Source organism: Dysgonomonas gadei ATCC BAA-286, from assembly GCF_000213555.1.
Taxonomy (GTDB): Bacteria; Bacteroidota; Bacteroidia; order Bacteroidales; family Dysgonomonadaceae; genus Dysgonomonas; species Dysgonomonas gadei.
Map to the genome: position 1 here is coordinate 251,532 of NZ_GL891987.1, position 23,874 is coordinate 275,405.

A 23,874-nucleotide genomic window follows, 5' to 3' on the forward strand; every position below is an offset into this window, starting at 1 on the left:
TAAAGACTGATTATATCAAGACTTGTAATAATGGATGAAATACTAATCCGTCCCATAGAGGAAAAAGATAATAAGGAACTTGCCGCTTTAATCAGGGCTGTATTTGAAGAGTTTGGCTCTGAAAAGGTAGGTACGGTATATAGTGATCCTGAAACAGACGCTCTCTTCCAATATTTTTCCGAAGCAAGAGCCGAATACTGGGTTGCAGAAGAAAATGGGTTACTTATAGGGGGATGCGGTATATATCCGACAAAAGGATTGCCCGAAGGATGTGCCGAATTAGTAAAACTCTACTTATCACCTTCAGCAAGAGGAAAGAAACTCGGATTTCGCTTATTCGAAAAGTCTATTGATCGTGCTCTGGCATTAGGATATAAACAACTATACTTGGAATCGTTTCCCGAATTTTCTAAAGCCGTGTCCATGTATGAGTCTTTTGGCTTTAAACAGTTGGATCATCCTCTTGGCGACTCCGGACATTATGCATGTACCATTTATATGCTCAAAAACCTTTAGTTTCCACGATTATGCTTAATAAGATAAAATCGTATATGATGCCTATAGCCATGATTACAGGGATTATACTGCATCGGTATATGGGGGCGCTTTCTTTTCTTACGCCGTATCTTATTGTAGTGATGCTGCTGATCACTTATTGCAGTATTTCTTTCAGGGATATTCTGTTTACACGCCTTCATCTTTGGCTGATACTGATACAGATTGCCGGAAGTATTGCCGTTTATTTACTCCTATTACCCGTACATCCCATAATTGCGCAGGGAGCTATGATTTGCGTTCTTGCACCTACAGCTACATCGGCACCTGTCATTACAGGTATGTTGGGCGGCAATGTAGCCAGCCTGACGGCCTACAGCCTGCTTAGTAATATGACAATAGTTGTTGTCGCTCCTGTCATATTTGCTTTTACCGGAGAAGTAGATGCTACGTCTTTCACCGATTCGTTATGGGTTGTCTTTCAGAAAGTATTTATATTATTGTTCCTGCCGTTTTTTGGTGCTCTTCTCTTACAAAAGTTTCTGCCGAGAGTGCATTACGAGATACAGAAGGCCAAAAGCCTGTCTTTCTATATCTGGTCTGTCGCATTGGTAATTATTACGGGAAAAACTGTTCAGTTTATTTCAGATCAGGAGAGTCCGAATTACATTATGGAGGTAGGTGTCGCATTAGCGGCTTTGGTGGTTTGCGTTTCTCAATTTTTGGTTGGCCGCCGGTTAGGACGTATTTATGATGATACTGTTGCCGGAGGGCAGGGGCTTGGACAAAAAAATACCATCCTGGCTATTTGGATGGCACAAACATATCTGAATCCTATTTCGTCGATTGGGCCTGGAGCATATGTGCTCTGGCAAAATGTTGTAAATTCTTTTCAGGTATGGAAAAACCGGAAGAACTTATAGCGGATTTAATTTACACTAGCCTTGGGTTGTACGAAAATATCTGATGGAACCAGTACCATATTTTTCAGATATTCAAATTCCAGTTCGAAACATTCACTGAATATTTCATCAGCAAAGCCATCCTCGAGTTGTTTTATTGTCCAGAATTTTCCATTCATTTTTCCATTCCTCTTTATTAAGTCCTCGTCGTCAATATTTGCTGTGAATAAAAATATCAGGCGTCTTGTGTCTTCATTCTCGAAGACGTATTTCAGCAGGAACTTAATGGAAAAATCTATTTCATCACCTACCATCTTACGGATACTGTTGCGTGCAGCCAGATTGATCTCGTGGTTGAAGAGCATGTATTTTTCGAAAGGATAGTCAAGTTTTCCCGGATTCAATATATCATTCAGAGACCTTTCCTGTAAATACACTTTAGAGTTTGAAATCAATGCTACTCTAACCACAGGATGTAAAAATTTGTTTTTCATGTTTATGGATACGTTCTTTGCAATCTTACCTGTAACTTCACCTTTCTCTGTTACGATCGGGATCCATTCTTCTTTCCTTAGTTTGGCTACCAGATTGCTGATTTTGAGAACCTGATAGACCCCTATCAATAGGATGATAAGAATTGGTACGATAGAGAAGATTATAATTTCGGAGATATGAACATTCTGGCTACTTACGGTGAACTGGCGATACAGCATTATGCCGAATATATGGAGAGTGAGTCCGTACTGTATAAATGTAGCCGAATCGTAAAACTCATTTAACAGGGCTTTTTGTATCAGGTTTTTCTGACGGAAAAAGTGGGCGGCCATATATGTCTTACTAGCCCTGAGGAGCATGAAAAGACAGATTATGATGACTTCACAAATAACGATGTATGTATTTGGCTTTTCTACATACGGATGAATAATAAGCCATACAATAAGGCTGATCATAATGGAAATAGCTGAAATGTAGAACGTCGCACTAAAAGCCCGGCTTTTATAGTACATCCGGAAGAATAATTCTCCGAAAACAGCCAGAGCGAAGCCTGCGCATAATGCGAATTGCTCCTTTACGTTCATAGTATGTAATATTATGAACAGGATGAAGGGGAAAAGTCCTATTACAGGATTTGAAGCGTGCTTTCTTAAACCTTTACTTAGCATTTTTATTAATTCTATTATCAGAGAATGGTTATGTGAGTTTGTTTTTAAAGTAATAGTGCTTTATTCTTAATAAAGCTGGTTCATTAGGCGTAGTCTGGTCACAATTTATTATTCTCTTTAGTATTTAAACAAATTATGTGAAATTTTGTTTGATAAAAACCTTGAATTGTTACCAAAGAATATGATACTAAATTATTTTTTATGTTCTTTGAATGTGAAGAACTTATTTATGGCAAATTGTATAGCAGCAACAATGAAAATGGCGAATACTTTGGCCAGCATATCATCTATTTTCATTATACCTATGAATAATGTCAGTAACATAGAGCTTATGATCATACCTACTATGGCAATAGAGGCAAATGACATAAATCGTTTCAGTTTCTGATCGGTAACTTTAAATGTAAAATAACTATTCAGAATGAAGTTGTTTACGACGGCCAAAGTCTGGCTTATTATATTGGATATAAGTATATCCAGCATGCCTATAGACATGTTTCCCTTCAGCAATGAACTTATCGTTGCCGAAAACGGGTAATGTACTGAGAATTTATTTACCAACAGGTAAAATATTCCCATATCTATAACTAATCCTACAATACCGACCAGACCATATTTGATTAGTTGTCTGATGGCTTTTCGCTTAGCCAGTCCGGTTAACTGCTCTTTCATGTGTGCTTTTTAAGTTTGTCTAAAATATGCTAATTCTTCTTTTTTATCTTGAAGAAGAGTATTTCGTTTTTGTTTTCGTTCATCTTATCGCTCGATTCGAGCAGAGTAAATTGATACTCTTTATATTGCTCTTTTATTCTGTCTATATCCAGTTCTAAGGCGATAAAGTAGCCATAGTCAGGCTTTTCTTTCTCTATATTCTTAAAACTGTTGTGCATCGAGAAATTGAGAGAATACAGGTTCCTATAGCTCTTCAGATAGTTGGTCACATATACATTGTCTTTGAGCTCATACTTCCTTGCTAGGTGCTCGGCAAACGGACGGGTCGAATATGCGTTTTTATAACCGGGCAATAAATAAGAGTCCATAAATAAATTAATTGCCAGCATCAATCCGAATCCGGCCATTAATATTTTCAGATTCATCTTTTTTCTCAACAGATAGAAGCTGTTCACTATGGCCGCAAGCAGTACCATTATGCCCAATAGTCCAAGCCATCCCGGATGTAGGAACAGATTAAAGAATACATGAATATCCCGCAAGGTTCTTTCCCGTTTCGACAGGGATTGTGCCATATCTTCGGTTATTATACCTGTATATGCCAGTATAACAAGCAACAATGCCAGTATGCTTACAGTTAACAATATCGAGGTTGATATGCGTACAGCCAAAGGTTTAACATCTGTAAGATAAATAAAGAAGCGGGCGATAAAAATAGCAATAAACGGATAAGTGAGCATAATATATGTGCTCCGCTTCGAAGAGGGAACCGTAAAAAATATAATGGCTACAACTGCTACAAGCAGGCTGAACAGAAGTACCTTATCCATGGATATAATCTTAGAGATGAAAGATTTTATTGTACCCGATGGTTTTTTGTATTTGATGAAGAATAAAGATATAGCCAGTAATATGGTCCAGGGAAGAAATCCGGCAATAAGAGAAATAGAATAGTAATACCATGGATTTTTCACTCCCAGTTCATAGTCTATGTTGAGCATTGAAGAGTCTATACTCAGAAATCGTCCGAAATTCTCGGCAAAAACCTTATTTAGAAAAGCATCTCCCTGAATCTGATATGCTGCATAATACCAAATAAGCGGAACGATGAGAGCCGAAACTAATATGACTAGGCATTTTAGTATTGCTTTAAAGAAATTTTCGCGCTGGAAGAGGAGGTATATTCCAAAAATAAGACAAGGCAGGAGAACTCCTACAGGCCCTTTAGCTAAAGTCGCCAGGCTAAGGAAGGCCCACGCTGATATAAGCAACCCGAGTCGCCGTTTTTCATGCCACGTATATAATTGAATGAGTGCGGCAACCATCAGGAATGTGAGCAGCATATCTATTCGTGTAGTCATGCCCGCCCGATGTATTTCGAAACAGGTGATTATTATGAGGCAGGATACAAAGGCTTCAAGAACCGGACGGCGGCGGGCAAAAAACATGAAGCAAATGCCTATCATGGCAATGAATGCCAGAGCTGAGGGTAGACGGGAGGTGAATGGAGTCACTTCTCCTTTGTTTATAGCAAGGGAAAAACCGGAAATCAACCAATGGTTTAACGGAGGTTTGTATGCGAACTCATCGGCATAGCTGGAAGGAATAATCCATTCTCCCTTTTCGATCATAGATATAGCCAATGCTGCCTCGCGAGGCTCTCCCTTAGTATAGAATTCCCCGAGTCCAATCCACGGCAAAGTAGACAATGTAGCTATGAGGAGAATAAGTAGAAGAGGTTTTTGCAAGTATAGCGTTTGCAGAAAGTGGGATTTCTTCATATACCTATTGTTCGTTTTTTCTTTGCAAAGATAAGTTTTTATTCTATTGGTAATCATAATTCACAATTAAATATAGGCAGATGTCCGGGCACATTCCGAAATAGCAGAAAATGGTGTTTCCTAACCGGGATAGGCTATGTCCTGATCGGGGTAATAGTTTAAAATGTTTTAAAACAAGAATGATTCTCGCAGCGATACAAAATAAATCAGTATTTTTGACCTCATATTATATCGACAACATGGATGACAGAATAAAATTATCAGTTTTAGGTTTCTCTTTCAACCAGACACAATCAGGGGCATACGGTCTGGTTCTGGCTGAAGAAGATGGTGTACGCCGGCTGATGATTGTAGTGGGCACTCCCGAGGCTCAGTCTATAGCTTTCAAATTGCAAGGCTCTTATCCTCCGAGACCTCTTACCCATGATTTGTTTCGTTCGCTGTTACATCAATTTGGTATCATTCTGCGCGAAGTGGAAATTTATAAATATGAGAATGGAGTTTTCTTCTCCCGCATGATATTAAGTCAGGGAGATAAAAACATTCAGATAGAATCCAGAACATCCGATGCAGTGGGAATTGCATTGAGGACGAAATCTCCTATATTTACAACGGAAGCCATTATGCAGGAGCAAGCGATCGTATTTGATGAGAACTCTATTCAGGATGCAACTAGTCCGGAAGATGAAAGGGACCATCTGGCTCTGGATTATTCTCTCCTTAATCAGGATGAACTGGAAACTCTGCTGAAAGATGCAATTGACGGAGAGGATTACGAATTGGCATCTTTGCTTAGAGATGAATTGAAACGAAAAGGCAAGAAATAATATCACTTCTATTTACTATATCGAAAAACTACACTGCGAGAACATCTTTTAAGTTTTATAAACAGTACTTTACGCAACGAATCCGCATTTGTCCAGTCTTCTTATTAAGAGACAATCAGATTGGGTACATTTCTTTTTACTTTAATAAGTATTGCTTCTTCACAAATGAACTATCATATAGAATAGCATTTATCTAATTCTGGAACAGGATGGCTTCTGACCAAGCCTCTGTACATACTTGGAACTGCTAAAAGAAAAGATTATTGGAGACAAACATTCAATCAGCAAGGATAATAAATTATGAATAATACGAGAGCTGCGTAATGTCAGCTTTTGGAACAGACTGTATCCTGGTAAATTATACAATGTTTTTTATAGTTAAATGCTTGGGAATCGATGAGGCCGGGATTGCCAAAGCTATATGTACTAATATTTCCGGTCGTGCAAAACGGTAAGTCAATCTTCAGACCACCATGTTTAAACACTATGAAAAGGGCATCAAATTATTGATGCCCCTTTTTTATTGATCTCCGGGTCAATCAGCGCAAGATATCAGAAGTAAACAGCTCATTTGAAATACTTGCAGTATTGGGAAGGTATCTCAGTGATTTTCCGTATTTTGATATCTTTGAAAAATACTTCACCAGCTTCGCTTTGTAACTGTATTTTGCCTTCGTCCAAAGGATGAGTTATATTGTTTTCGTCTGTATATCTTAAATTAGACAAGGCCATTACAACCTCCCCATTCACAATATGAAGGCTTTTGCCCTCGAAGCAGATCAGATCAATGTCGTTCCATTCCCCCCTTGGCTTGCCATTAGGTTTGTTTACAGCACAATAATAACCATCAGGAATACCAGCTCCCATTGTGGTTAGCGGTGCTTGGGGATCGAAAACCATCTTTCCCGAATCGTTTCGCACATGTACATCCATTTGAGTTTTGCCGATGCACCAGTAATCGCCATTATTGCCTTCCGGACTGCTTTCTATCAGCTGGAATTCGTGGCTTAGCATCCAGCTCCTCCAGTAATCTATACCAGGTTCACCTTGCGAATGATAAAGTATACCCGAATCGTAGGCTTTATTCAGGCGGGGTTCCCATTTCATTTCTCCCCATCTCATTTTCAGTCTGAGATGATAATTCCGGTAGCTCTCTTTTGTGAAAACGCAGCCGTAAACTTCTCCGCTGATCCTCAGAACAGGATCATTGTTTTCGTCAGATACAACAGTAAAGACATCTTTATAGCTTGTATTATAGCCAATCGGTTGAATTGTATCACCATTGGCATTTTTGGGTATGCTACCATTATAGCTATTTTTCATTTCATAGCTCAGATATGATTCCCATTCAGACATGTTTTTGTCAAGAAGCGTTTCCCAGCCGTCTTCATTATTCGAAGGCTTATTGCCACAGGCCCAAAACAGAAGTGCTGTAAGCCCTAAAATTAGGATTTTAGAAGATGTAAGATTATTCATAGCTTTTAAATGAATTAAAGAAAGCCAAATATACACATTAATAAGAAATACTTCACTGATCAAAATTCAAACAGCTTCTAAGTATTTCGCAAAAAATAATTAGCTTTGTGAGATTAATATTTTTAAATGAAAGACTTATGAGATATTATATAAGTTTATTATTGTTCCTCCTTATCGGGGCCAACTACGGGACAGCCCAGAACACAGTGAAGATGAGTGCTGTGAAAGCAAATGATTACGGCGTTGCCTATTCGCTGCCCAAAACATCGCTGGTAATCACTGTAGATTATACAAAAAAAACACGTAAAGCCGGAGAGTTTTTTCAGTATGCCGAGCGCTATCTGAGTATTTCTAATCCTATAACAGAAGATGCGGTATCTTATACATTGGATAAAATAGATGCAACTGCAAAAGGTGTAGTTGATAAAGATAAATCATACCTTGTGGAGTTCAGGTCGAATACTACTGCTCCGTTTGTAACGCTTACAAAAGATGGCCTGATATGTGCTATCAACGATGATTATACATTTCCAAAAGAAGAAACTAAAGGAGACGCTTCTGTAACCTCGGCAAGCCTTCCAAATCCGCGCAGTTTCATGTCGGAAGAGATATTGAGAGCCGGTTCTACTGCGAAGCAGGCCGAACTGATAGCCAAACAGATTTACCGGTTGCGCGAAAGCCGTAACAATATACTTACCGGAGATGCCGATAATATGCCGCCTGATGGTAACGCATATAAACTGGTAATGACTCAATTGGAAGAACAGGAGAAAGCACTCACAGCCATGTTTGCAGGCACAGAAACAGTGGAAGCGGGAACAAAGGAGTTTGTTGTAATCCCTGATGAAAAGAATATAGACAACCGTATTATCTTCCGTTTCTCCTCTAAGTTGGGTGTTGTAGGTGCTGATGATCTTTCAGGTTCTCCTGTAGCCCTTACTCTAAAAAATAAAGAGCCAAGACAAGTACAGGTACTTACCCCTAAGGAAGAGAAAGATATGGAAAAGAAATTCTCGGCAGGAATAATTTATAATATTCTGGGGAAAGCTAGCCTGCAGATATCATATAACGGGCGAAACTATGTAGAGAAAGATTGCGACATTGTACAATACGGTGTACAGGATGTACTCGTACCAAAGATGTTTGATAACAATAAATTACCTATAAAGGTTATCTTCTATCCTGATATGGGAGCTATAAAGCAGATCATTCAATAATACAGTGAGTATATAACCAATATGCCAATGAGGTAAAGTATAAATACTCTATCCATTGGCATATTGTTTTTCGCAGTGTGGTCAGGATAATCTGCTGAAAACATTTAATTTATTTATCTTCAAATTTGCTGATTAGATTATGGCTTTAGAAATAGAACGGAAGTTTTTAGTCAGAGGCGACTTTAAGCAATATGCTTATGCACACGAGGAGATCGTGCAGGGCTACTTGTCTTCTGTGCCTGAACGTACCGTCCGTATCCGTATAAAAGGAGATAAAGCGTATATTACGATTAAAGGTGCAGGGGATGAGTCGGGCATGTCCCGTTACGAGTGGGAGAAAGAAATACCCGGAGAGGAAGCCCGTGAGTTGATAAAGCTATGCGAACCGGGCATTATTGATAAAGTGCGCTATTATATCAAGAATGGAATCCGTAAATTTGAGGTGGACGAATTTCATGGCGAAAACGAAGGACTTATAATGGCCGAGATAGAACTGGCCGATAAAGAAGAAGGGTTTGACAGGCCCGACTGGTTGGGAGCGGAAGTGACAGGAGACAGCCGTTACTATAATTCATCTTTAGTAAAATATCCTTACAGCGAATGGAAAAATAATGATTGATACCGAAGTAAAAGTACATGATAACTTTTCATTAGAGTTTAAGATTGGTTTTATTACCAGTAAAAACACGAAGGATGTGAATGATTTCAAGATCAACACCTGGCTGTTTTTACCCAACAGCCTCGATATAAATCGTTCTACCTATAAGAAAAATGATTTCTACAGAGATGTAAAGAATAATATCCGTCTCATTACCCCGATATACTCACTGGCCGAAATACTTAAAGCGGGGCGGGGACCTTTACCCCGTTTACAGAAAGCGCTGGACGATTTGGCGGTGAATCCTGCCGATGAGGTAAAGTCGGAGAGCTTCGTCTATCAGGTGAAAATGTTTGTTTGTATTCTCAAAAGTGCCTTGCGTCGCCATGTACAGATAATAAAGAATACGACGACAGATGAAAAAGTAGCTTTACATGTCGAAAATTATATACGTGATATCAGGGATATAGCATTGCAATACCGTGAAATGTGGGATGAGTTGACTAAACCTGATATTACCCAACAACAGAGGGAATTCTTCCTCTATGGAGACGACTTCCTTGGGAATATCACCGAGCAATACACGTTTCAGATCATGAGATTTCTGGAAGGGCGGCCTGTATATGCACGTTTGAAACCTGAATTACACCGATTGGTGGAAGACGAAATCGCTCATCGTAAAAAGCGTGGGTTCAGGCTGTTGGATAAGGGTGACGAAAAGCATAACAGCCTGGTCATTTCTCAGCGAAATATTTTGAAGAAGCTTGTGGAAAGCGATCTGTTCCTACAAATAGTGCGGAAAAAGGACGGATTGCTGGCCGAGCAGTTTTATTATAGTATAGCGGCGGGCATAGCTATGGTGTTTGCTACTGTCGTGTCTTTTTTTGCCACATTGCGGTTTGGAAATTTTACCACCGACCTGTTTATTATACTGGTCTTCAGTTATATGTTCAAAGACCGGATAAAAGATATGATGCGCTACTATTTTTCGTCCAAACTGGGCAAAAAGTATTTCGATACCAAATTGAAACTGAGTATCCGCAAGCAGGAAATAGGATGGATAAAAGAAGCGTTTGACTATATCGAAGAAAGCAAGCTGCCCGAAGAAGTCCGTAATTTAAGGGCCCGTTCACCCCTTGTGGAAGCTGAAAATCAGTTTTATGACGAGAAAATTGTACTCTATCGTAAATGGGTAAGCCTGTCGAGGGAAGATATAGAAAAGTATAAGGAATACCGCTTATCGGGCATTAATGACATTACCCGTTTCAACCTGCTGAATTTTACACAGAAGATGGATAATCCTTCTATTCCGCTATATATGTCCGATGAGGAGAAAGGTATTGTGGAGATAGAAGGCAATAAAGTCTATTCATTGTACTTTATTGTGCAATGTATATCCGATAAAGACGAATACTACAGAAAATACCGTGTGTTGTTCAACCGCAATGGGATTGCAGATGTGAGCGAACTCAATTAGATAAAGGTTACAGGAAGATTTCTGCGTCTTTTCTTTTTTTGGTTCTGGATATAAGCATATACTGTAACACTGGCTATGGCAGCTACTAAAGTTACGGCTAATACTTTTTTTGTCATATCGTTAATTTTATATCAATATCTATTAGGATATAGTAAAGGTACTAACAAAAATCGGAATACAGATGTATTGAAAACAAGAATATTTAAGATAAAGACAGTCTCTTTATCCGGGTTTGAATTTCAACTTGAAGCCATTCTCTGCCACATAGACACCCAACAGGATAAATACGGAGCCAAACAGTGCGACAATCGTTATATGTTCATCGATAACAATTGCCGATGTGAGTAATGTGACAAGTGGAACGAAATAGATATAATTGGATGTTTGCACCACTCCCAATTCTTTCACGGCGCTGTTCCATGCGATAAAACACAGCAGCGACGCTATTAACCCGAGAAAGATGAGATTTGATGCTATTACGGGATTGATGAGCAAAGAGGGAGTGAATGTAGCCGAATCCATCAGGGAGAAAGGCAGCATGGTTATAATTCCGTAAAAGAAAACTTTCCGGGTAATAAACAAGGTGGAGTATTTTCCGTTCAGCTGTTTGAGTATAATGCCGTAGAAAGCCCAGGACAAGGCAGCCAATACTGTCAGCATGTCGCCAAGAGGATTGATCCGTAAAATAAAACTACCATTGAAAACAACCAAAGCCATACCTACAAGCGCGACCAGCGATCCGGTAATAAGACGGGGTCTTAATGGCTCTTTTTTGTAGAAAAGGAATGTCAGCAAGGCGGTGAAAATAGGTGAAGTACATACTATCAGTGAAACGTTGGAAGCCAGTGTTATACCCAAAGCTGTATTTTCAAATACAAAATATAATGCGCCTCCTGTCAGTCCGGCAGCAACGCACAACAGTTCATCTTTCTTACTGTTTGCAAAAAGAGTGCGTGGACAGAAAAACCATATTCCTATATAAGCCAGCACAAAGCGGTAAAGGAATATCTCGACAGGAGAAAGGCCATATCCGATCAGTATTTTTGTGGATACAAATGTCGTCCCCCATACTATCACCGTGAAGATGGCGATAATATGATACCAATATTTTTTGCGTGTAATCATAATGTGTTTGGAATATGACTACAAAAATAATGGATATGGCCCGTTTTTATAGTATAATAATCCAATAAATTTTAACAAAAATCTACAGTCCCGTCCATACCTTCAAGTGTAGCGTCAACCAGTTCGTATACCATCACATTCTCTTCAGTGAATTCCAGTATATGCCTGATCCCATATGCGGATGTAGGTTTAAATCCAAACCGGTGATAGTATGCAGGATCACCACAAAGGAAAACGGCCTTATAGCCCATCTCGCGCGCAATCCTGAAACCTTCTCGAATTAATGCAGAGCCGATACCTAAATTTCTGTATTCGGGAAGAACAGAAATGGGTGCAATGAGAAGGGCTTCTGTTTTGCTGTTGTCAGTTCTTGTTACATATGTTTTTGTGAACATGATTTGTCCGGCTATTTTATTATTCACTTCCGCAACCAAATCCATCTCCGGAATATAATTGTCACCATGTCGTAATTCTTGGGCGAAGTCCTGTTCATCTCCGTCCTTTACTTTTGCTGTTTCAAAGGCTGCCTTAATAAGATTGTATACTTCGGCTTGTTCTTCCTCTCTAATTTTTCTTATGTTCAGATTATTCATATTGCTGTTTTTTACTGAATCGAGTTTCCACCATAGGCTATTCTCTTTTTTTTGATAATTTACAAAGCCGCATTTCTGCAATACCCTTTGTGATACGATATTACCTTTTTCGGTCTCTGCTGTTACGGATTTTACTCCCGGCTGACTTAATGCCCATTCGCACATTGCCTGTACGGCTTCGGTCATGTAACCTTTATTGCGGTAACGGGTATTTGTACCATATCCTATTTCAACACATGTATTTTCCTGCGGTGAATTTTTAAAATTGGCACTGGCGATGGCTTTATTCTCCGATTTTAATATGATTTGCCTGTTGGTAAGCCAGATGAAGTTATCTGTGTCTGATAATGCTTTTTGGTACTGGTACTCCATTGCCTGTTGGACATGTTTATCGAGGCTCTCTCCGGACGGTATCAGTCCCATTTCTGCTTCCATTCTATCCACTCCGAGCAAGAGCAGACGGAATTGCTCCGCTGTTAGCGGAACAATTCTCAGTCGTGCTGTTTCTATAACCATCATTTATCCGATTTTTTGTCCGATATAGAATACATAGCTGTAGTAATGTTTGTATTTCTTATACAAATTGATTTCTGTCAGCTGGCTTTCTATAAACTGTTTGGCTTCTTCACTATTATTTTGCTGTTTCAGAAATGGATCTACTGCCACTTCTACTAAATCGTAGAAGTTTTCGAGCCAGCAATTTACAGGTAATACAAAATGAGCGATAGGTATATAGCCTGCATTCTGCATTGCAGCTACTTTATTAGGAATGGTGTCGATCCCGTCATAGTTCAACACCCAGAATTCTTCTATTTCCTGCGGGCGCTCTTTTGTAATCCAGGATACTTCCGACACTGCGATATATCCTCCCGGCTTAAGATACTGATGCCATTCGCGCAGTCCTTTTTCGAAACCTATATGGTAGATAGAGCCTTCGGCCCACATAAGATCGAGTTCATTGTCTGAAAAAGGAAGATCTTCCATAGAGCCGATAAGGTTAGTGAACCTGTCTTCAAATCCGGCCTGTTTGACATTCTTATCCAGTATTTCTATAAATTTTTCCGATAAGTCGATGGCCGTGATATGCCCTGAGGTATTTTCCGCTAGTGTGATAGTTTGTCCTCCTGTACCGCAACCAATGTCTGCGATCTTTGAGCTGACAGGGAGACCCGGTATAAAATTCAGAGCTAGCTTAGTTATCTCTATGCTTCCCGGCCCTTGCCTGTTTACTAACTTGTAAAAGTCGAATATCAGATCAAAATCTTCTACCAGTCTTATTTCTTTTTCTGTTGTTTTTATTTCTTTATCCATGATAATTGATGCTTTTAGTTTGTGCATATCGTGATATGAGGGTATAACAAACCTTCATAGATGATAGTCACAAAATGTTTTTAATAAAATATAAAAGAAAAATCACCCGAAAATGAAGTATTCGGGTAAAGAATGAAGGGATAGCCGGTAAAAGTAAGTTGTATTACAGATTACAGGCTATTTACAGCACCAATATATTCTTACGTGTAAGAGACATAAATTGTTTTAATGTTAACGCAAAGATATAATTAATATCAGACCGGACAAAACATATTGAAATTTAGCGGAATCGGTGTATCCGTATAAGGAAAGGTTTTATCTGAGAATGGCATATGCCTAAAAAACAATAGGCTCATTAGAGTTGTTTTTATTAAAATATATTCGGAACTTAGAGGTACAGATAATAACCCATTAAAAAATAACCTATTATGAAGTTTTTTATCGACACAGCCAATTTGGACCAGATCCGTGAAGCCAACGATCTCGGAGTATTAGACGGAGTAACAACAAATCCTTCCCTGATGGCAAAAGAAGGGATAAAAGGTGTGGAAAACCAGCGTAAGCATTATGTGGAAATCTGTAACATCGTGGATGGCGACGTCAGCGCCGAGGTAATAGCGACGGATTATGCGGGGATGATAAAAGAGGGGGAGGAGCTTGCTGCTCTTCACAAAAATATTGTGGTAAAAGTACCTTGCATAGAAGATGGAATTAAAGCTATAAAGTATTTCAGCAAAAAAGGTATCCGGACTAATTGTACACTGGTCTTCTCTGTGGGACAGGCGCTATTGGCCGCAAAAGCCGGAGCGACTTATGTGTCGCCGTTTGTTGGGCGTCTCGATGATATTTCCAGTGATGGTATAGACCTGGTAGGCAAGATAGTGGATATGTATTCCACATACGATATGGATACTCAGGTTCTCGCGGCTTCGATACGCAGCACGCAGCACATTATCCAATGTATCGAAGTGGGGTCGGATGTGGCCACATGCCCCTTGGCCGCCATCAAAGGGCTGCTGAAACACCCTCTCACCGATAGCGGATTGGCTACTTTCCTTGCCGACTATAAGAAAGTGAACGGATAACGGATAATCGGGGAAAATATATAATGAGTGCAGGTAGTGTTATATTGCCTGCACTTTTATTTTTATAACTTTATCCGGTTAAGGAATCCATTCCACAATGTATCCTACCGGATTTACTTTTCTCCATTTTATGAAATCCTCTACATTGTTTATTCCATCCCTGATAACAGCCTGATAATACTCTACCCCTATTATTCTCTCCATTCCACGGGTTTCATATTTCAACTTCAATATAGTTTGCCTCTGTGCAGGGGTCATAACTTCATTTATTCTTTTAGCCATTCGTTCAAAATATCCGTCGTATTTTGAGCCTTTCAATATATGAATGATATCGATTTTCCATGCCGATCCGTCTTCAGCCTGATATTGTACATGCCATTCGATACATTGTTCTTCCGTTTCAATACCGTTTATGTACTCCAGCCGGGTGATACCGGGTTTTGCTGCCAGTTTACTCATTGCGAGAAAACTGTCGGATACGAGCAATGGGGAAGAATATACATGAAAATCGATATCTTTGTTGGACATCAGTAATCCCGTTTTAAGAGAACCTACAAGGTTTACTTCTGCACCGACTGATTCCCAGATTCCGATAATTCCGGTTTTCTCTATTATTTCATGTGCTTTTTCCTGATTTTTTACTGCAATGTCGATGAAATTTTCCATAGTTGACGCTTATTTCCGGAGTCTAAGGTATTTAATTCTTTTGTATTTTCATACATTAAATGCCTGTTAATGTCATATATGAATTATTTTATCCAATCGATTTTCTCTGTAAAGAGTCTATCATCTCTATTTTTTTTGTAAGTTTGTTAGAGTCGTCATTTTATAAATTCTCAATAATTTACCCCAATGTCAATATTCGGTTATGCAATCCTTATCTTTATCATTATCCGGCTCGTAAATCATTTTATAAAGCAAAGCCGTGAGCAGAGCCAAACTCCATCGAGCGGATTTAATTGGGCCGATTCCTATTCTCAAAGGCTTCGCTCTATTCTTAAAACCTGCGAGGGGTTCGACGAGGATGAGATAATAGACAGTGCTGTCGGCTTCTATTTATTCAGCTATGATAGTGCGGCTAAAGAGTTCATTTTCATAGAAGAGGATGATGTAATTCATCGGTTGTCTTACCGTGATCTTATAGATTATAAAGTGAGGGAGAGTAAAGATTACAGGATAATAATTGATCTCAAAACCTCTTTTTCCGGCAAACCATATATTTCACTTGTATGCTTTGAGCGGGAAAAGCTTTTGCGAAAAATGCCTCAGCTGCAATATAAGATGCATGAAATAGATAATCTATATGAACTGGAACGGGATAAGATTGATGAAATTGAGGATGTCCTATCCGGGATTATTGAAGAAAACAAGGCGGTTGCTGATACTCCTCCTCCTTATAAGGAAGAACAAATCGTGAAAACTGAGGTGATAAAGGTTGAGATTCCTCCTGTTCCTGGTAATGTCGCAGATATAGTTGCAGCAATAAAAGAAGAGAAGGAAGAGGCTATTGCATTTTTATATGAAGGACTGGCAATAGAGACTGTAAGGGAAATCCCGGATGTATACGAGGTCGCTCCGGAAGCAGAAGAACAATCAGAGCCACTTATAGTGGAAGAAAAACCAATAGAAACTGATCCTGAGATGGAGGAAGAAACACCTGTAATTGAGGGGGAAATACAAATACCGCTTTCGGAAATAGAAGAATATTCGCGTGGAAAGTTTCTTGAATACGAAGTCCGGTCTGCGGTAAGTGATGCTAAGATGAGGGGACTGAAATACATCAGCCTTTCTAAAGAGCAGCTGGAGAGGTTAAAGTCATAACCCGATTCTAAAGTTGAACTTGTATTGAATTCTTCAGGAAAAACTTTATCTATGGAGAGAGAAGGTAAGTAGAGAACAGCAAAAAAGAAGAATATGATAGAAAAACTGACGAATGAAAATCGGGTAAAAGTGTCAGCTTTATATAGAAACTGTGTAAAAAACATTCTTAATTCTTCATTTTTAATTATTAATTGATTTCTGTTACCTTTGTAACCTTTTCCAATTTATGATTAATAAGTAAAAATCAAAATATAAACAATGACAAACAGAATAACATCTTTATTTGGAATAAAATATCCCATTATTTCGGGAGGAATGGTATGGTGCAGTGGCTGGAGGCTGGCTTCGGCTGTGAGTAATGCAGGCGGATTAGGACTTATCGGGGCCGGCTCGATGCATCCGGAAACACTTCGCGAACATATCCAAAAATGCAAAGCTGCAACAGATAAGCCTTTTGGGGTTAATGTGCCGCTGATGTACCCTGAGATAGACACGATAATGGATATAATTATTTCTGAAGGAGTGAAGATTGTATTCACATCGGCAGGTAATCCAAAGCTTTGGACTAAAAAGTTACAGGATAACGGCATTATAGTAACTCATGTTGTATCCAGTTCCAAGTTTGCGCTGAAATGTCAGGAAGCTGGTGTAGATGCAGTTGTTGCTGAAGGATTTGAAGCCGGAGGACACAACGGGCGAGAGGAAACATCCACTATAGTGCTTATACCCCAGGTGAGAAAGAGTATACATATTCCGCTCATTGCGGCCGGAGGAATCGGTACAGGTAATGGGATGCTGGCTGCTTTTGCATTAGGTGCGGAAGGGATACAGATGGGTACACGTTTTGCCCTTACACAAGAGAGTTCGGCTTCTCAGGAATTTAAGGAACTCTGTATTAACCTGAAAGAAGGAGATACTGTTCTCTCTCTGAAAAAGCTCAGCCCTACCCGCATGATAAAGAATGAGTTCTATAATGCAGTACAGTCTGCCGAAGACAGAGGGGCATCGGTAGAAGAGATGCGTGAGTTGCTCGGACGCGGCCGTTCTAAAAAGGGAATCTTTGAAGGTGATCTTGTTGAGGGTGAACTGGAAATAGGACAGGTAAGCTCCTTGATAGATAACCTGCCTACAGCCGCAGATGTGATAAATCATATCGTTGCGGAATATAATATCAAAGTGGAAGATATAATCACGGGCGATTTTAAATTATAAAATGCTGATAGGCTCCGATCTGTTAAAGGTCCAGGTTGCCAGAGGAAGAATCACAATGTATTAAAGACAGGAGCTGCACTATGAAATATAACCTTATCGTCTACCTGTTGTTACTTTCATCTTGCTTTTTTTTCTCATGTAAGAAGAAGCAGGAGCAGTCTGTTTACGACTTTGAACAAATAAAGGAGAAAGGTGAACTGACCATTATTACACTCAATAGTTCTACCTCATACTTTATTTACAGAGAAGAGCCGATGGGGTATGACTATGATCTTGCCCAGGACTTCTGCGATCATTACGGATTGAAGCTGAATGTAAAAGTGGCGGAGAATACCACCCGGCTGATAGAAATGCTAAAGAGGGGAGAGGGAGATCTTATCGCTTATGCAGTGCCTATACAAAATGAACTGAAAGATTCTATATCCTATTGCGGGCTGCAGCAGATAACTCATCAGGTTCTTGTTCAGAGGGCGAATAAAGGAGATACTATAATAAAGGATGTGACCGGCCTTATAGGTAAGGAAGTATATGTGGAGGCCGATACTAAATATCACCAACGCCTTCTCAATCTTGATTCGGAATTAGGCGGGGGCATCAGGATTCATACAGTCAGCGAAGATACTATTACCAGCGAGGACCTGATAGAGATGGTATCGTTGGGCAAGATAAGATATACAGCCTGTGATGAATATATTGCCAGGTTAAACCGCACTTATTTCAGGAATATTGACATCTCCTTGCCGATAAGTTTCGAACAACGGGCTTCATGGGCCGTGCGGAAAAATATGCCGAATCTGGCGAATGCTCTTAATGAGTGGTTTGCCGAGAATGACAATACACCTGTATACAAGAGTATCATAAAGAAGTATTTCGAGTTGAGCAAACAGCTTTTTGAGGGAGAGTATATAACTCCGAAAAATCTGCCTAGAGGTGCTGTTTCTGTCTATGACGACCTATTCAGGAAACATGCTAAGAATACAAAATACGAATGGCAGTTCCTTGCTGCTATTTGCTATCATGAGTCCCGCTTCCAGAACAATCTTACTTCATGGGCGGGCGCTGCCGGGATTATGGGACTGATGCCTCGTACGGCTGCTTCCTTGGGTCTGACCAGTGAAGACCGCATGAATCCTGACCTGAGTATCGGGGCAGCTGTCGAATTGCTGGACAGGCTGGACAAAATCTTCAGGAAAGTAGAGAATATCAGCGAGCGTGAAAAATTCATACTGGCTGCTTATAATGCAGGAAACGGGCACGTAAATGATGCGCAGGCTCTAGCTTCAAAATACGGAGCTAATCCTTATATATGGGAAGGAAATGTTCAAAAGTATCTCGAACTGAAAAGCAATCCGGAATACTATAACGACCCTGTATGTAAAAGCGGGTACTTCAGAGGTGGTGAAACGATGAAGTATGTGAATAATGTACTGGCTACAATGAACCGGTTTAAAAGGATAAGTGAGAATAAAAAGTGAGTTAATCTTTATTTCCCACTGCTACCTTTTTAAGGTATGGTATTTATCCCGTTATACTCTGCCATCTTGATGGCCCATGCCATTACATTTCCAAAAAAGATAGAGTTGGAAACGTTATATTTGATACCTCGTCCGTAGTTTGCCCTTTCTACAGGGATGTTATTATTGTCTAGTCCGAAAGGATATGCCGTTGGGACGGCTGAACCTTTTTGATATACGATAAACCCGCCATCTCCCACAAAAAGCAGATTCTTCGTTTTATGTCTGAATGAGTTTATATAGCCACTATTTGCAACACCCATAGAGTAGTCATAAGCGGTCGAATATTCGATAATCTGATCGGACGGCAATCCGGATACAAGACTTGTATATGAAGCATCTTCTCCCCAGTACTTTCCTCTGAGATCGCCAAACGGCCCATTTATTACTTCGTCATTTATTGTTGTTGAATACTGATAAACAGAACCGGAAAAGGCATCGGATGTAGTGTTCTTCTGGGTGATATTGGTGTTTCCAAAAACAGTTCTTAAAAATATCTGAGAAGATTTCTGAGTATCAGCAGATACGCCTCCCGGATCCTCCAGCAATAATATAAGAACCCCATTCTGATTCAAATAATTATTTAACTTATCAGCAGTGTTCTGATTTAATATCCTTGACGGATAACTGATAACGATTATATCCGGCTTTTCGGCTAATTTTGCATCGAGTGTACCTAAATAATCGATATCCACTAGAGACGGTATTCGGAGATAGTCCAGTGTATATCCCTTAAAACCCACTATACTATTTGAATCCTCACCAAAAGCAGCCTGATTCTGTAATAAAATGCTTCCGCCGGCATTTGGAGAAGTTGCTCCTACAGAATAATTATCCAGTCCTATTCCCAAAATCTTTTTTGTGTTGTAATATATCTTGGGGCAAGGTTCGGGCAGTCTTGTCCACTCTGTAGTCTGCCATACATAGAGGCCCGGACAAAGACCATATGGCGTATCATCGGTCAGATTATAGACCATCAGTCCGGTATGCTTCTTTTTGTCTTCTTCAGTTGCATTTTCTACACAGGGGTCGAGCTTCTCCAGTCTTTGTAATGATACACGGGGCATTCCCAGTCCTTTACCCGAATTTGCTAATTGGGCCGGATTATTATATTCTTTAAGATCCAACAAGCTACCCTTGTTAGGTGTTAAATCAGCTCCTACTGTTATCTGGGATTGCATATAATTACAAAAAATAATTGATACGCAAAGCAATACCGCCTTCAGCTTTGAAGTGCTAAATTTCATGTTGTTTACTCTTTTATATTTGTAGTTTTAATAAATGGAAAAATTGTCTTTAGTCTTTATCTCTGATGCAAATGTAAACATAAATTGTTATCATAATCTTATTTTAATAAAAATTACTGTTCTGAATATATTGAGTACCCAGGGTAATTTTATTCTCATACCATATAGATAAACTAATTATGGTTTTGTGCATAAAAGAGTCATTTATAACAAAAAAAAGAGGCTTTAATTAAAAGCCTCTTTTCTATCATAAACATGAAGATTAGTTATTCCCTTCGTTATTATTCTTCTGTACAGGTTTTTCCGGTCTTGGAGGACGTGGAAGAAGCACCTTGCGGGATAATTTGAATTTTCCGGTCTTAGGGTCGATGTCAATCAGTTTCACTTCTATTTCATCGCCTTCTTTCAGTCCGGCTTTTTCCATGTCTTCGATACGATCCCAAGAGATCTCAGAGATATGAAGCAAACCATCTTTGCCTGGAAGGAATTCGCAGAATGCACCATAAGGCATTACTGAACGAACTTTAGCAGTATATACTTCTCCTACTTCAGGAACGGCTACAATGCCTTTGATCTTCGCAACAGCGGCTTCGATAGAAGTTCTGCTTGTTGCTGATATCTCTACGCGGCCATAACCATCGATTTCCTCGATAGTAACAGTGGCACCGGTTTCTTCCTGAATACCTTGAATAATCTTACCTCCAGGGCCAATAACAGCACCGATAAATTCTTTGTTGATAATAATAACCTCGATACGCGGAGCATTCTCTTTGAAGTCTGCGCGCGGCTCAGGTAATGTTTCAAGGATTTTACCCATAATGTGTAAACGGCCTTCACGTGCCTGATTCAGGGCTTTTTCGAGTATCTCGTATGACAATCCGTCTACTTTAATATCCATCTGGGTAGCAGTGATACCGTCTTTTGTACCACATACCTTAAAGTCCATATCACCTAAGTGGTCTTCATCTCCGAGTATGTCGGAAAGCACAGCAAAGTTTGTACCTTTCTTCTCTGAGATAAGTCCCATTGCTATACCCGTTACCGGTTTCTTGATCTGCACACCGGCATCCATCAGAGCCAGCGTACCGGCACAAACGGTTGCCATAGAAGATGAACCATTCGATTCAAGAATATCCGATACTACACGGATAACATACGGATAGTTAGCCGGAATCATTGGTTTCAATGCTCTGTGAGCAAGATTTCCGTGTCCTATCTCGCGACGTCCTACTCCGCGTTGCGGACGGGCATCTCCGGTAGAGAACGGAGGGAAATTATAGTGTAAGAGGAATCTTTCTTTTCCGTTGTTAAGCACATCGTCGATGATTTTTTCATCCAGCTTGGTACCTAAAGTAACTGTAGTCAATGATTGAGTTTCACCACGGGTAAAGATAGCAGAGCCATGTGCTCCCGGCAGATAATCTACTTCGCTCCATATAGGGCGGATTTCTGTAGTGGAACGTCCATCGAGGCGTTTACCTTCGTCAAGGATAGAACGGCGCATTGCTTCTTTTTCCACATCGTGGTAATAGCGGGATATCAAAGAACCCTTTTCAGCCAGTTCTTCTTCTGTCAGGCCTGCTTTATATTCATCTACGATAGCTGCGAAGTTATCGCCACGCTCGTGCTTGTTTGTATTGGCTGATGCAGCTACAGCATAAGCTTTATCGTAGCATTTTGCCCATACATCTTTACGAAGCTCCTCATCGTTTACTTCGTGGCAGTATTCGCGTTTAACTGTTTTGCCCACAGCTTCCATCAGTTCTATCTGAGCCTGACATTGTATTTTGATAGCTTCGTGTGCTACTTTGATAGCTTCCAGCATTTCTGCTTCCGAAACTTCCTTGAACTCGCCTTCTACCATCATGATATTGTCTATAGTAGCGCCTACCATAATATCCATATCGGCTTGCTCCACTTGGGCAAAAGTCGGGTTAAGGATAAATTGTCCGTCTACACGTGCAACTCTCACTTCCGAGATTGGTCCATTGAAAGGTACATCGGATACTGCTAGGGCAGCCGAAGCTGCAAGCCCGGCCAGTGCATCCGGCATATCTATTCCATCTGAAGAGAAGAGTGTAACATTCACAAATACTTCTGCGTGATAATCGTCCGGGAATAACGGGCGAAGCGCACGGTCTACAAGGCGGCAAACCAATATTTCATAATCTGATGCACGCCCTTCCCTGCGAAGGAAACCTCCGGGAAAACGGCCGAATGCGGCAAATTTTTCTTTATACTCTACCTGTAAAGGCATAAAATCAACGTCCGGTTTAGCGTCTTTAGCAGCGCAAACTGTGGCCAGCATCATGGTATTTCCCATGCGTAGCATTACAGACCCATCTGCTTGTTTTGCTAATTTTCCGGTTTCAAGGGTGATAGTCCTTCCATCACCTAAATCGATACTCTTTGTAATCGGATTCATCATAAAATATTTTTTTCTAAACTTCTTAAAATCGGACAAAGGTACGCAAAGTTTTTGAGAATTAAGGGGATGGGGGCTGAAAAGACAATATACATGGGTCAAACCCCTTTCATTCTTAAATCTCAATTAGCTAATCAATCTAAAAAAGTAACTTATCCTGGCTATTAGATGATAGCTATTAGCCGTTACCCAGGCTATCGCATAAGTGGCTTTACAGTCAGTAGTCATCAGTTAACAACTTGTATTTCGTGTCTTGTCTACCCGTATCTCATCTGGCTGTAACCTGCAATTGTTAAAAAGTAACATATGTAACACTTTTTGCTACCTTTCGTAAGGGTGCCTCTTGTAGGTACGCGCCTTTTCCAATACCGGGCAACCACAAGGGATTGCCCCTACAGCTTTCGAAAAGGTAACAAAGGTAACACATGTTTCAGCTATTAGCTGATAGCTTTTAGGGCAAACGCATCAAAATTCATAAAGCTGTTTTTCAGCCTTATGTAGGGGTGTATTGCATACACTAGTGTCCACTAAAAAAAATTAAGACATAATTGAGTATCATTTTGATAGTTTATCTGCGTATCATTATTATTAAAAAGATTTTCTATTGGCATTCTTTCAAATAATGATAAACTAAGTATTCGTAATATTTCATAAGTGGACACTTTTATTTTTAATTCATGTTTCATGATTGTAACAAGACAATAGGTTATTATAGCAGAAAATATTTGAATTTTGACGGCATTTTCAGAAGTCCCATAAAACTCCTTTATTCTCAAATGTTGTTTTATCCATTTGAAAAAGATTTCTATATTCCAACGATATTTGTATAGAGTGGCAACTTCTTCAGCTGTTATATCCAGATTGTTTGTCAAAAAAAGAAAAAGTAGTTTTCAACTCCTTGCTATAATATACAACAGATCGTAATTTATCGGG

The 23,874-nt window shown here is 39.7% G+C and carries 21 protein-coding genes; 10 read left to right on the forward strand and 11 right to left on the reverse strand.

The features are described from left to right. The first annotated feature begins 30 nt into the window (after positions 1-30). Both HMPREF9455_RS16360 and HMPREF9455_RS16365 read left to right on the forward strand, forming a co-directional pair. Positions 31-516: a GNAT family N-acetyltransferase gene (locus tag HMPREF9455_RS16360; RefSeq protein WP_006800851.1), complete on the forward strand. Its 486-nt coding sequence runs from the start codon at positions 31-33 to the stop codon at positions 514-516. 11 nt (positions 517-527) lie between these two features. After that, on the forward strand, positions 528-1,418 hold the full coding sequence (locus tag HMPREF9455_RS16365) for a bile acid:sodium symporter family protein (protein WP_044216513.1): 891 nt from the start codon (positions 528-530) through the stop codon (positions 1,416-1,418). Between the two features lie 5 nt (positions 1,419-1,423). On the opposite strand, the gene HMPREF9455_RS16370 is transcribed toward HMPREF9455_RS16365, so the two are convergent. The 3 genes from HMPREF9455_RS16370 to HMPREF9455_RS16380 form a co-directional block, all read right to left on the reverse strand. Continuing rightward, positions 1,424-2,476 (reverse strand): NUDIX hydrolase, encoded by a 1,053-nt coding sequence (locus HMPREF9455_RS16370; RefSeq protein ID WP_245532198.1) that lies wholly within the window; start codon positions 2,474-2,476, stop codon positions 1,424-1,426. 276 nt (positions 2,477-2,752) lie between these two features. Continuing rightward, the gene (locus tag HMPREF9455_RS16375; protein WP_006800854.1) at positions 2,753-3,232 is read right to left on the reverse strand and encodes a GtrA family protein; all 480 of its coding nucleotides are present in this window, start codon (positions 3,230-3,232) and stop codon (positions 2,753-2,755) included. A 29-nt stretch (positions 3,233-3,261) separates the two neighbouring features. Continuing rightward, positions 3,262-5,013: an ArnT family glycosyltransferase gene (locus HMPREF9455_RS16380; RefSeq protein ID WP_006800855.1), complete on the reverse strand. Its 1,752-nt coding sequence runs from the start codon at positions 5,011-5,013 to the stop codon at positions 3,262-3,264. Between the two features lie 239 nt (positions 5,014-5,252). Here HMPREF9455_RS16380 and HMPREF9455_RS16385 point away from each other — a divergent pair, with 239 nt between their 5' ends. Continuing rightward, positions 5,253-5,840: a bifunctional nuclease family protein gene (locus HMPREF9455_RS16385; RefSeq protein ID WP_044216515.1), complete on the forward strand. Its 588-nt coding sequence runs from the start codon at positions 5,253-5,255 to the stop codon at positions 5,838-5,840. A gap of 567 nt (positions 5,841-6,407) precedes the next feature. Here the strand turns inward: HMPREF9455_RS16385 and HMPREF9455_RS16390 are convergent. Continuing rightward, a complete protein-coding gene (locus tag HMPREF9455_RS16390) occupies positions 6,408-7,316 on the reverse strand; it encodes a 3-keto-disaccharide hydrolase (protein ID WP_006800858.1) in 909 nt (302 codons plus the stop codon). 137 nt (positions 7,317-7,453) lie between these two features. Here HMPREF9455_RS16390 and HMPREF9455_RS16395 point away from each other — a divergent pair, with 137 nt between their 5' ends. The 3 genes from HMPREF9455_RS16395 (at position 7,454) to HMPREF9455_RS16405 (ending at position 10,608) form a co-directional block, all read left to right on the forward strand. Continuing rightward, positions 7,454-8,533, forward strand: coding sequence for a DUF4831 family protein (locus HMPREF9455_RS16395; RefSeq protein ID WP_006800859.1), 1,080 nt, complete (start codon positions 7,454-7,456; stop codon positions 8,531-8,533). Between the two features lie 139 nt (positions 8,534-8,672). Further along, a complete protein-coding gene (locus tag HMPREF9455_RS16400) occupies positions 8,673-9,152 on the forward strand; it encodes a CYTH domain-containing protein (RefSeq protein ID WP_006800860.1) in 480 nt (159 codons plus the stop codon). Then, positions 9,145-10,608 (forward strand): hypothetical protein, encoded by a 1,464-nt coding sequence (locus HMPREF9455_RS16405; protein ID WP_006800861.1) that lies wholly within the window; start codon positions 9,145-9,147, stop codon positions 10,606-10,608. The genes HMPREF9455_RS16400 and HMPREF9455_RS16405 overlap by 8 nt, the downstream gene beginning before the upstream one ends. A gap of 222 nt (positions 10,609-10,830) precedes the next feature. Here HMPREF9455_RS16405 and HMPREF9455_RS16410 read toward each other — a convergent pair whose 3' ends face one another. The 3 genes from HMPREF9455_RS16410 to HMPREF9455_RS16425 form a co-directional block, all read right to left on the reverse strand. Continuing rightward, entirely contained in the window at positions 10,831-11,733 is a 903-nt protein-coding gene (locus HMPREF9455_RS16410) for a DMT family transporter (RefSeq protein WP_006800863.1), read from the reverse strand. Between the two features lie 71 nt (positions 11,734-11,804). After that, positions 11,805-12,845, reverse strand: a complete 1,041-nt coding sequence (locus HMPREF9455_RS21145; protein ID WP_245532199.1) for a GNAT family N-acetyltransferase — start codon at positions 12,843-12,845, stop codon at positions 11,805-11,807. Further along, positions 12,846-13,637 (reverse strand): class I SAM-dependent methyltransferase, encoded by a 792-nt coding sequence (locus tag HMPREF9455_RS16425; protein WP_006800865.1) that lies wholly within the window; start codon positions 13,635-13,637, stop codon positions 12,846-12,848. 428 nt (positions 13,638-14,065) lie between these two features. Between HMPREF9455_RS16425 and fsa the strand changes: the two genes are divergently transcribed. Then, complete coding sequence (fsa, locus tag HMPREF9455_RS16430) at positions 14,066-14,722, forward strand: fructose-6-phosphate aldolase (RefSeq protein ID WP_006800866.1); 657 nt, start codon at positions 14,066-14,068, stop codon at positions 14,720-14,722. Between the two features lie 78 nt (positions 14,723-14,800). Here fsa and HMPREF9455_RS16435 read toward each other — a convergent pair whose 3' ends face one another. Further along, a complete protein-coding gene (locus tag HMPREF9455_RS16435; RefSeq protein ID WP_006800867.1) occupies positions 14,801-15,388 on the reverse strand; it encodes a hypothetical protein in 588 nt (195 codons plus the stop codon). A 186-nt stretch (positions 15,389-15,574) separates the two neighbouring features. On the opposite strand from HMPREF9455_RS16435, the gene HMPREF9455_RS16440 reads away from it, so the two are divergent. From HMPREF9455_RS16440 to HMPREF9455_RS16450, 3 genes are all read left to right on the forward strand, one after another. Beyond that, entirely contained in the window at positions 15,575-16,543 is a 969-nt protein-coding gene (locus HMPREF9455_RS16440; RefSeq protein ID WP_006800868.1) for a hypothetical protein, read from the forward strand. Positions 16,544-16,801: 258 nt separating this feature from the next. Then, positions 16,802-17,755 (forward strand): NAD(P)H-dependent flavin oxidoreductase, encoded by a 954-nt coding sequence (locus HMPREF9455_RS16445; protein WP_006800869.1) that lies wholly within the window; start codon positions 16,802-16,804, stop codon positions 17,753-17,755. An 80-nt stretch (positions 17,756-17,835) separates the two neighbouring features. Then, positions 17,836-19,230, forward strand: a complete 1,395-nt coding sequence (locus tag HMPREF9455_RS16450; RefSeq protein ID WP_006800870.1) for an MltF family protein — start codon at positions 17,836-17,838, stop codon at positions 19,228-19,230. Between the two features lie 29 nt (positions 19,231-19,259). Here the strand turns inward: HMPREF9455_RS16450 and HMPREF9455_RS16455 are convergent, their stop codons facing one another. The 3 genes from HMPREF9455_RS16455 to HMPREF9455_RS16465 form a co-directional block, all read right to left on the reverse strand. Further along, positions 19,260-20,516: a hypothetical protein gene (locus HMPREF9455_RS16455; RefSeq protein WP_006800871.1), complete on the reverse strand. Its 1,257-nt coding sequence runs from the start codon at positions 20,514-20,516 to the stop codon at positions 19,260-19,262. Positions 20,517-20,778: 262 nt separating this feature from the next. Beyond that, positions 20,779-22,944, reverse strand: coding sequence for a polyribonucleotide nucleotidyltransferase (gene pnp / locus HMPREF9455_RS16460; RefSeq protein ID WP_044216523.1), 2,166 nt, complete (start codon positions 22,942-22,944; stop codon positions 20,779-20,781). A 524-nt stretch (positions 22,945-23,468) separates the two neighbouring features. After that, positions 23,469-23,813, reverse strand: coding sequence for a transposase (locus HMPREF9455_RS16465; RefSeq protein ID WP_044215310.1), 345 nt, complete (start codon positions 23,811-23,813; stop codon positions 23,469-23,471). Positions 23,814-23,874: the final 61 nt, after the last annotated feature.

What these genes read in the sequence shown, in the direction of transcription:
- HMPREF9455_RS16360 (WP_006800851.1), top strand. Translation starts at nt 31, where the DNA reads ATGGATGAAATACTAATCCGTCCCATAGAGGAAAAAGATAATAAGGAA.
- HMPREF9455_RS16365 (WP_044216513.1), top strand. Translation starts at nt 528, where the DNA reads ATGCTTAATAAGATAAAATCGTATATGATGCCTATAGCCATGATTACA.
- HMPREF9455_RS16370 (WP_245532198.1), bottom strand. Translation starts at nt 2,476, where the DNA reads ATGAACGTAAAGGAGCAATTCGCATTATGCGCAGGCTTCGCTCTGGCT.
- HMPREF9455_RS16375 (WP_006800854.1), bottom strand. Translation starts at nt 3,232, where the DNA reads ATGAAAGAGCAGTTAACCGGACTGGCTAAGCGAAAAGCCATCAGACAA.
- HMPREF9455_RS16380 (WP_006800855.1), bottom strand. Translation starts at nt 5,013, where the DNA reads ATGAAGAAATCCCACTTTCTGCAAACGCTATACTTGCAAAAACCTCTT.
- HMPREF9455_RS16385 (WP_044216515.1), top strand. Translation starts at nt 5,253, where the DNA reads ATGGATGACAGAATAAAATTATCAGTTTTAGGTTTCTCTTTCAACCAG.
- HMPREF9455_RS16390 (WP_006800858.1), bottom strand. Translation starts at nt 7,316, where the DNA reads ATGAATAATCTTACATCTTCTAAAATCCTAATTTTAGGGCTTACAGCA.
- HMPREF9455_RS16395 (WP_006800859.1), top strand. Translation starts at nt 7,454, where the DNA reads ATGAGATATTATATAAGTTTATTATTGTTCCTCCTTATCGGGGCCAAC.
- HMPREF9455_RS16400 (WP_006800860.1), top strand. Translation starts at nt 8,673, where the DNA reads ATGGCTTTAGAAATAGAACGGAAGTTTTTAGTCAGAGGCGACTTTAAG.
- HMPREF9455_RS16405 (WP_006800861.1), top strand. Translation starts at nt 9,145, where the DNA reads ATGATTGATACCGAAGTAAAAGTACATGATAACTTTTCATTAGAGTTT.
- HMPREF9455_RS16410 (WP_006800863.1), bottom strand. Translation starts at nt 11,733, where the DNA reads ATGATTACACGCAAAAAATATTGGTATCATATTATCGCCATCTTCACG.
- HMPREF9455_RS21145 (WP_245532199.1), bottom strand. Translation starts at nt 12,845, where the DNA reads ATGATGGTTATAGAAACAGCACGACTGAGAATTGTTCCGCTAACAGCG.
- HMPREF9455_RS16425 (WP_006800865.1), bottom strand. Translation starts at nt 13,637, where the DNA reads ATGGATAAAGAAATAAAAACAACAGAAAAAGAAATAAGACTGGTAGAA.
- fsa (WP_006800866.1), top strand. Translation starts at nt 14,066, where the DNA reads ATGAAGTTTTTTATCGACACAGCCAATTTGGACCAGATCCGTGAAGCC.
- HMPREF9455_RS16435 (WP_006800867.1), bottom strand. Translation starts at nt 15,388, where the DNA reads ATGGAAAATTTCATCGACATTGCAGTAAAAAATCAGGAAAAAGCACAT.
- HMPREF9455_RS16440 (WP_006800868.1), top strand. Translation starts at nt 15,575, where the DNA reads ATGTCAATATTCGGTTATGCAATCCTTATCTTTATCATTATCCGGCTC.
- HMPREF9455_RS16445 (WP_006800869.1), top strand. Translation starts at nt 16,802, where the DNA reads ATGACAAACAGAATAACATCTTTATTTGGAATAAAATATCCCATTATT.
- HMPREF9455_RS16450 (WP_006800870.1), top strand. Translation starts at nt 17,836, where the DNA reads ATGAAATATAACCTTATCGTCTACCTGTTGTTACTTTCATCTTGCTTT.
- HMPREF9455_RS16455 (WP_006800871.1), bottom strand. Translation starts at nt 20,516, where the DNA reads ATGAAATTTAGCACTTCAAAGCTGAAGGCGGTATTGCTTTGCGTATCA.
- pnp (WP_044216523.1), bottom strand. Translation starts at nt 22,944, where the DNA reads ATGATGAATCCGATTACAAAGAGTATCGATTTAGGTGATGGAAGGACT.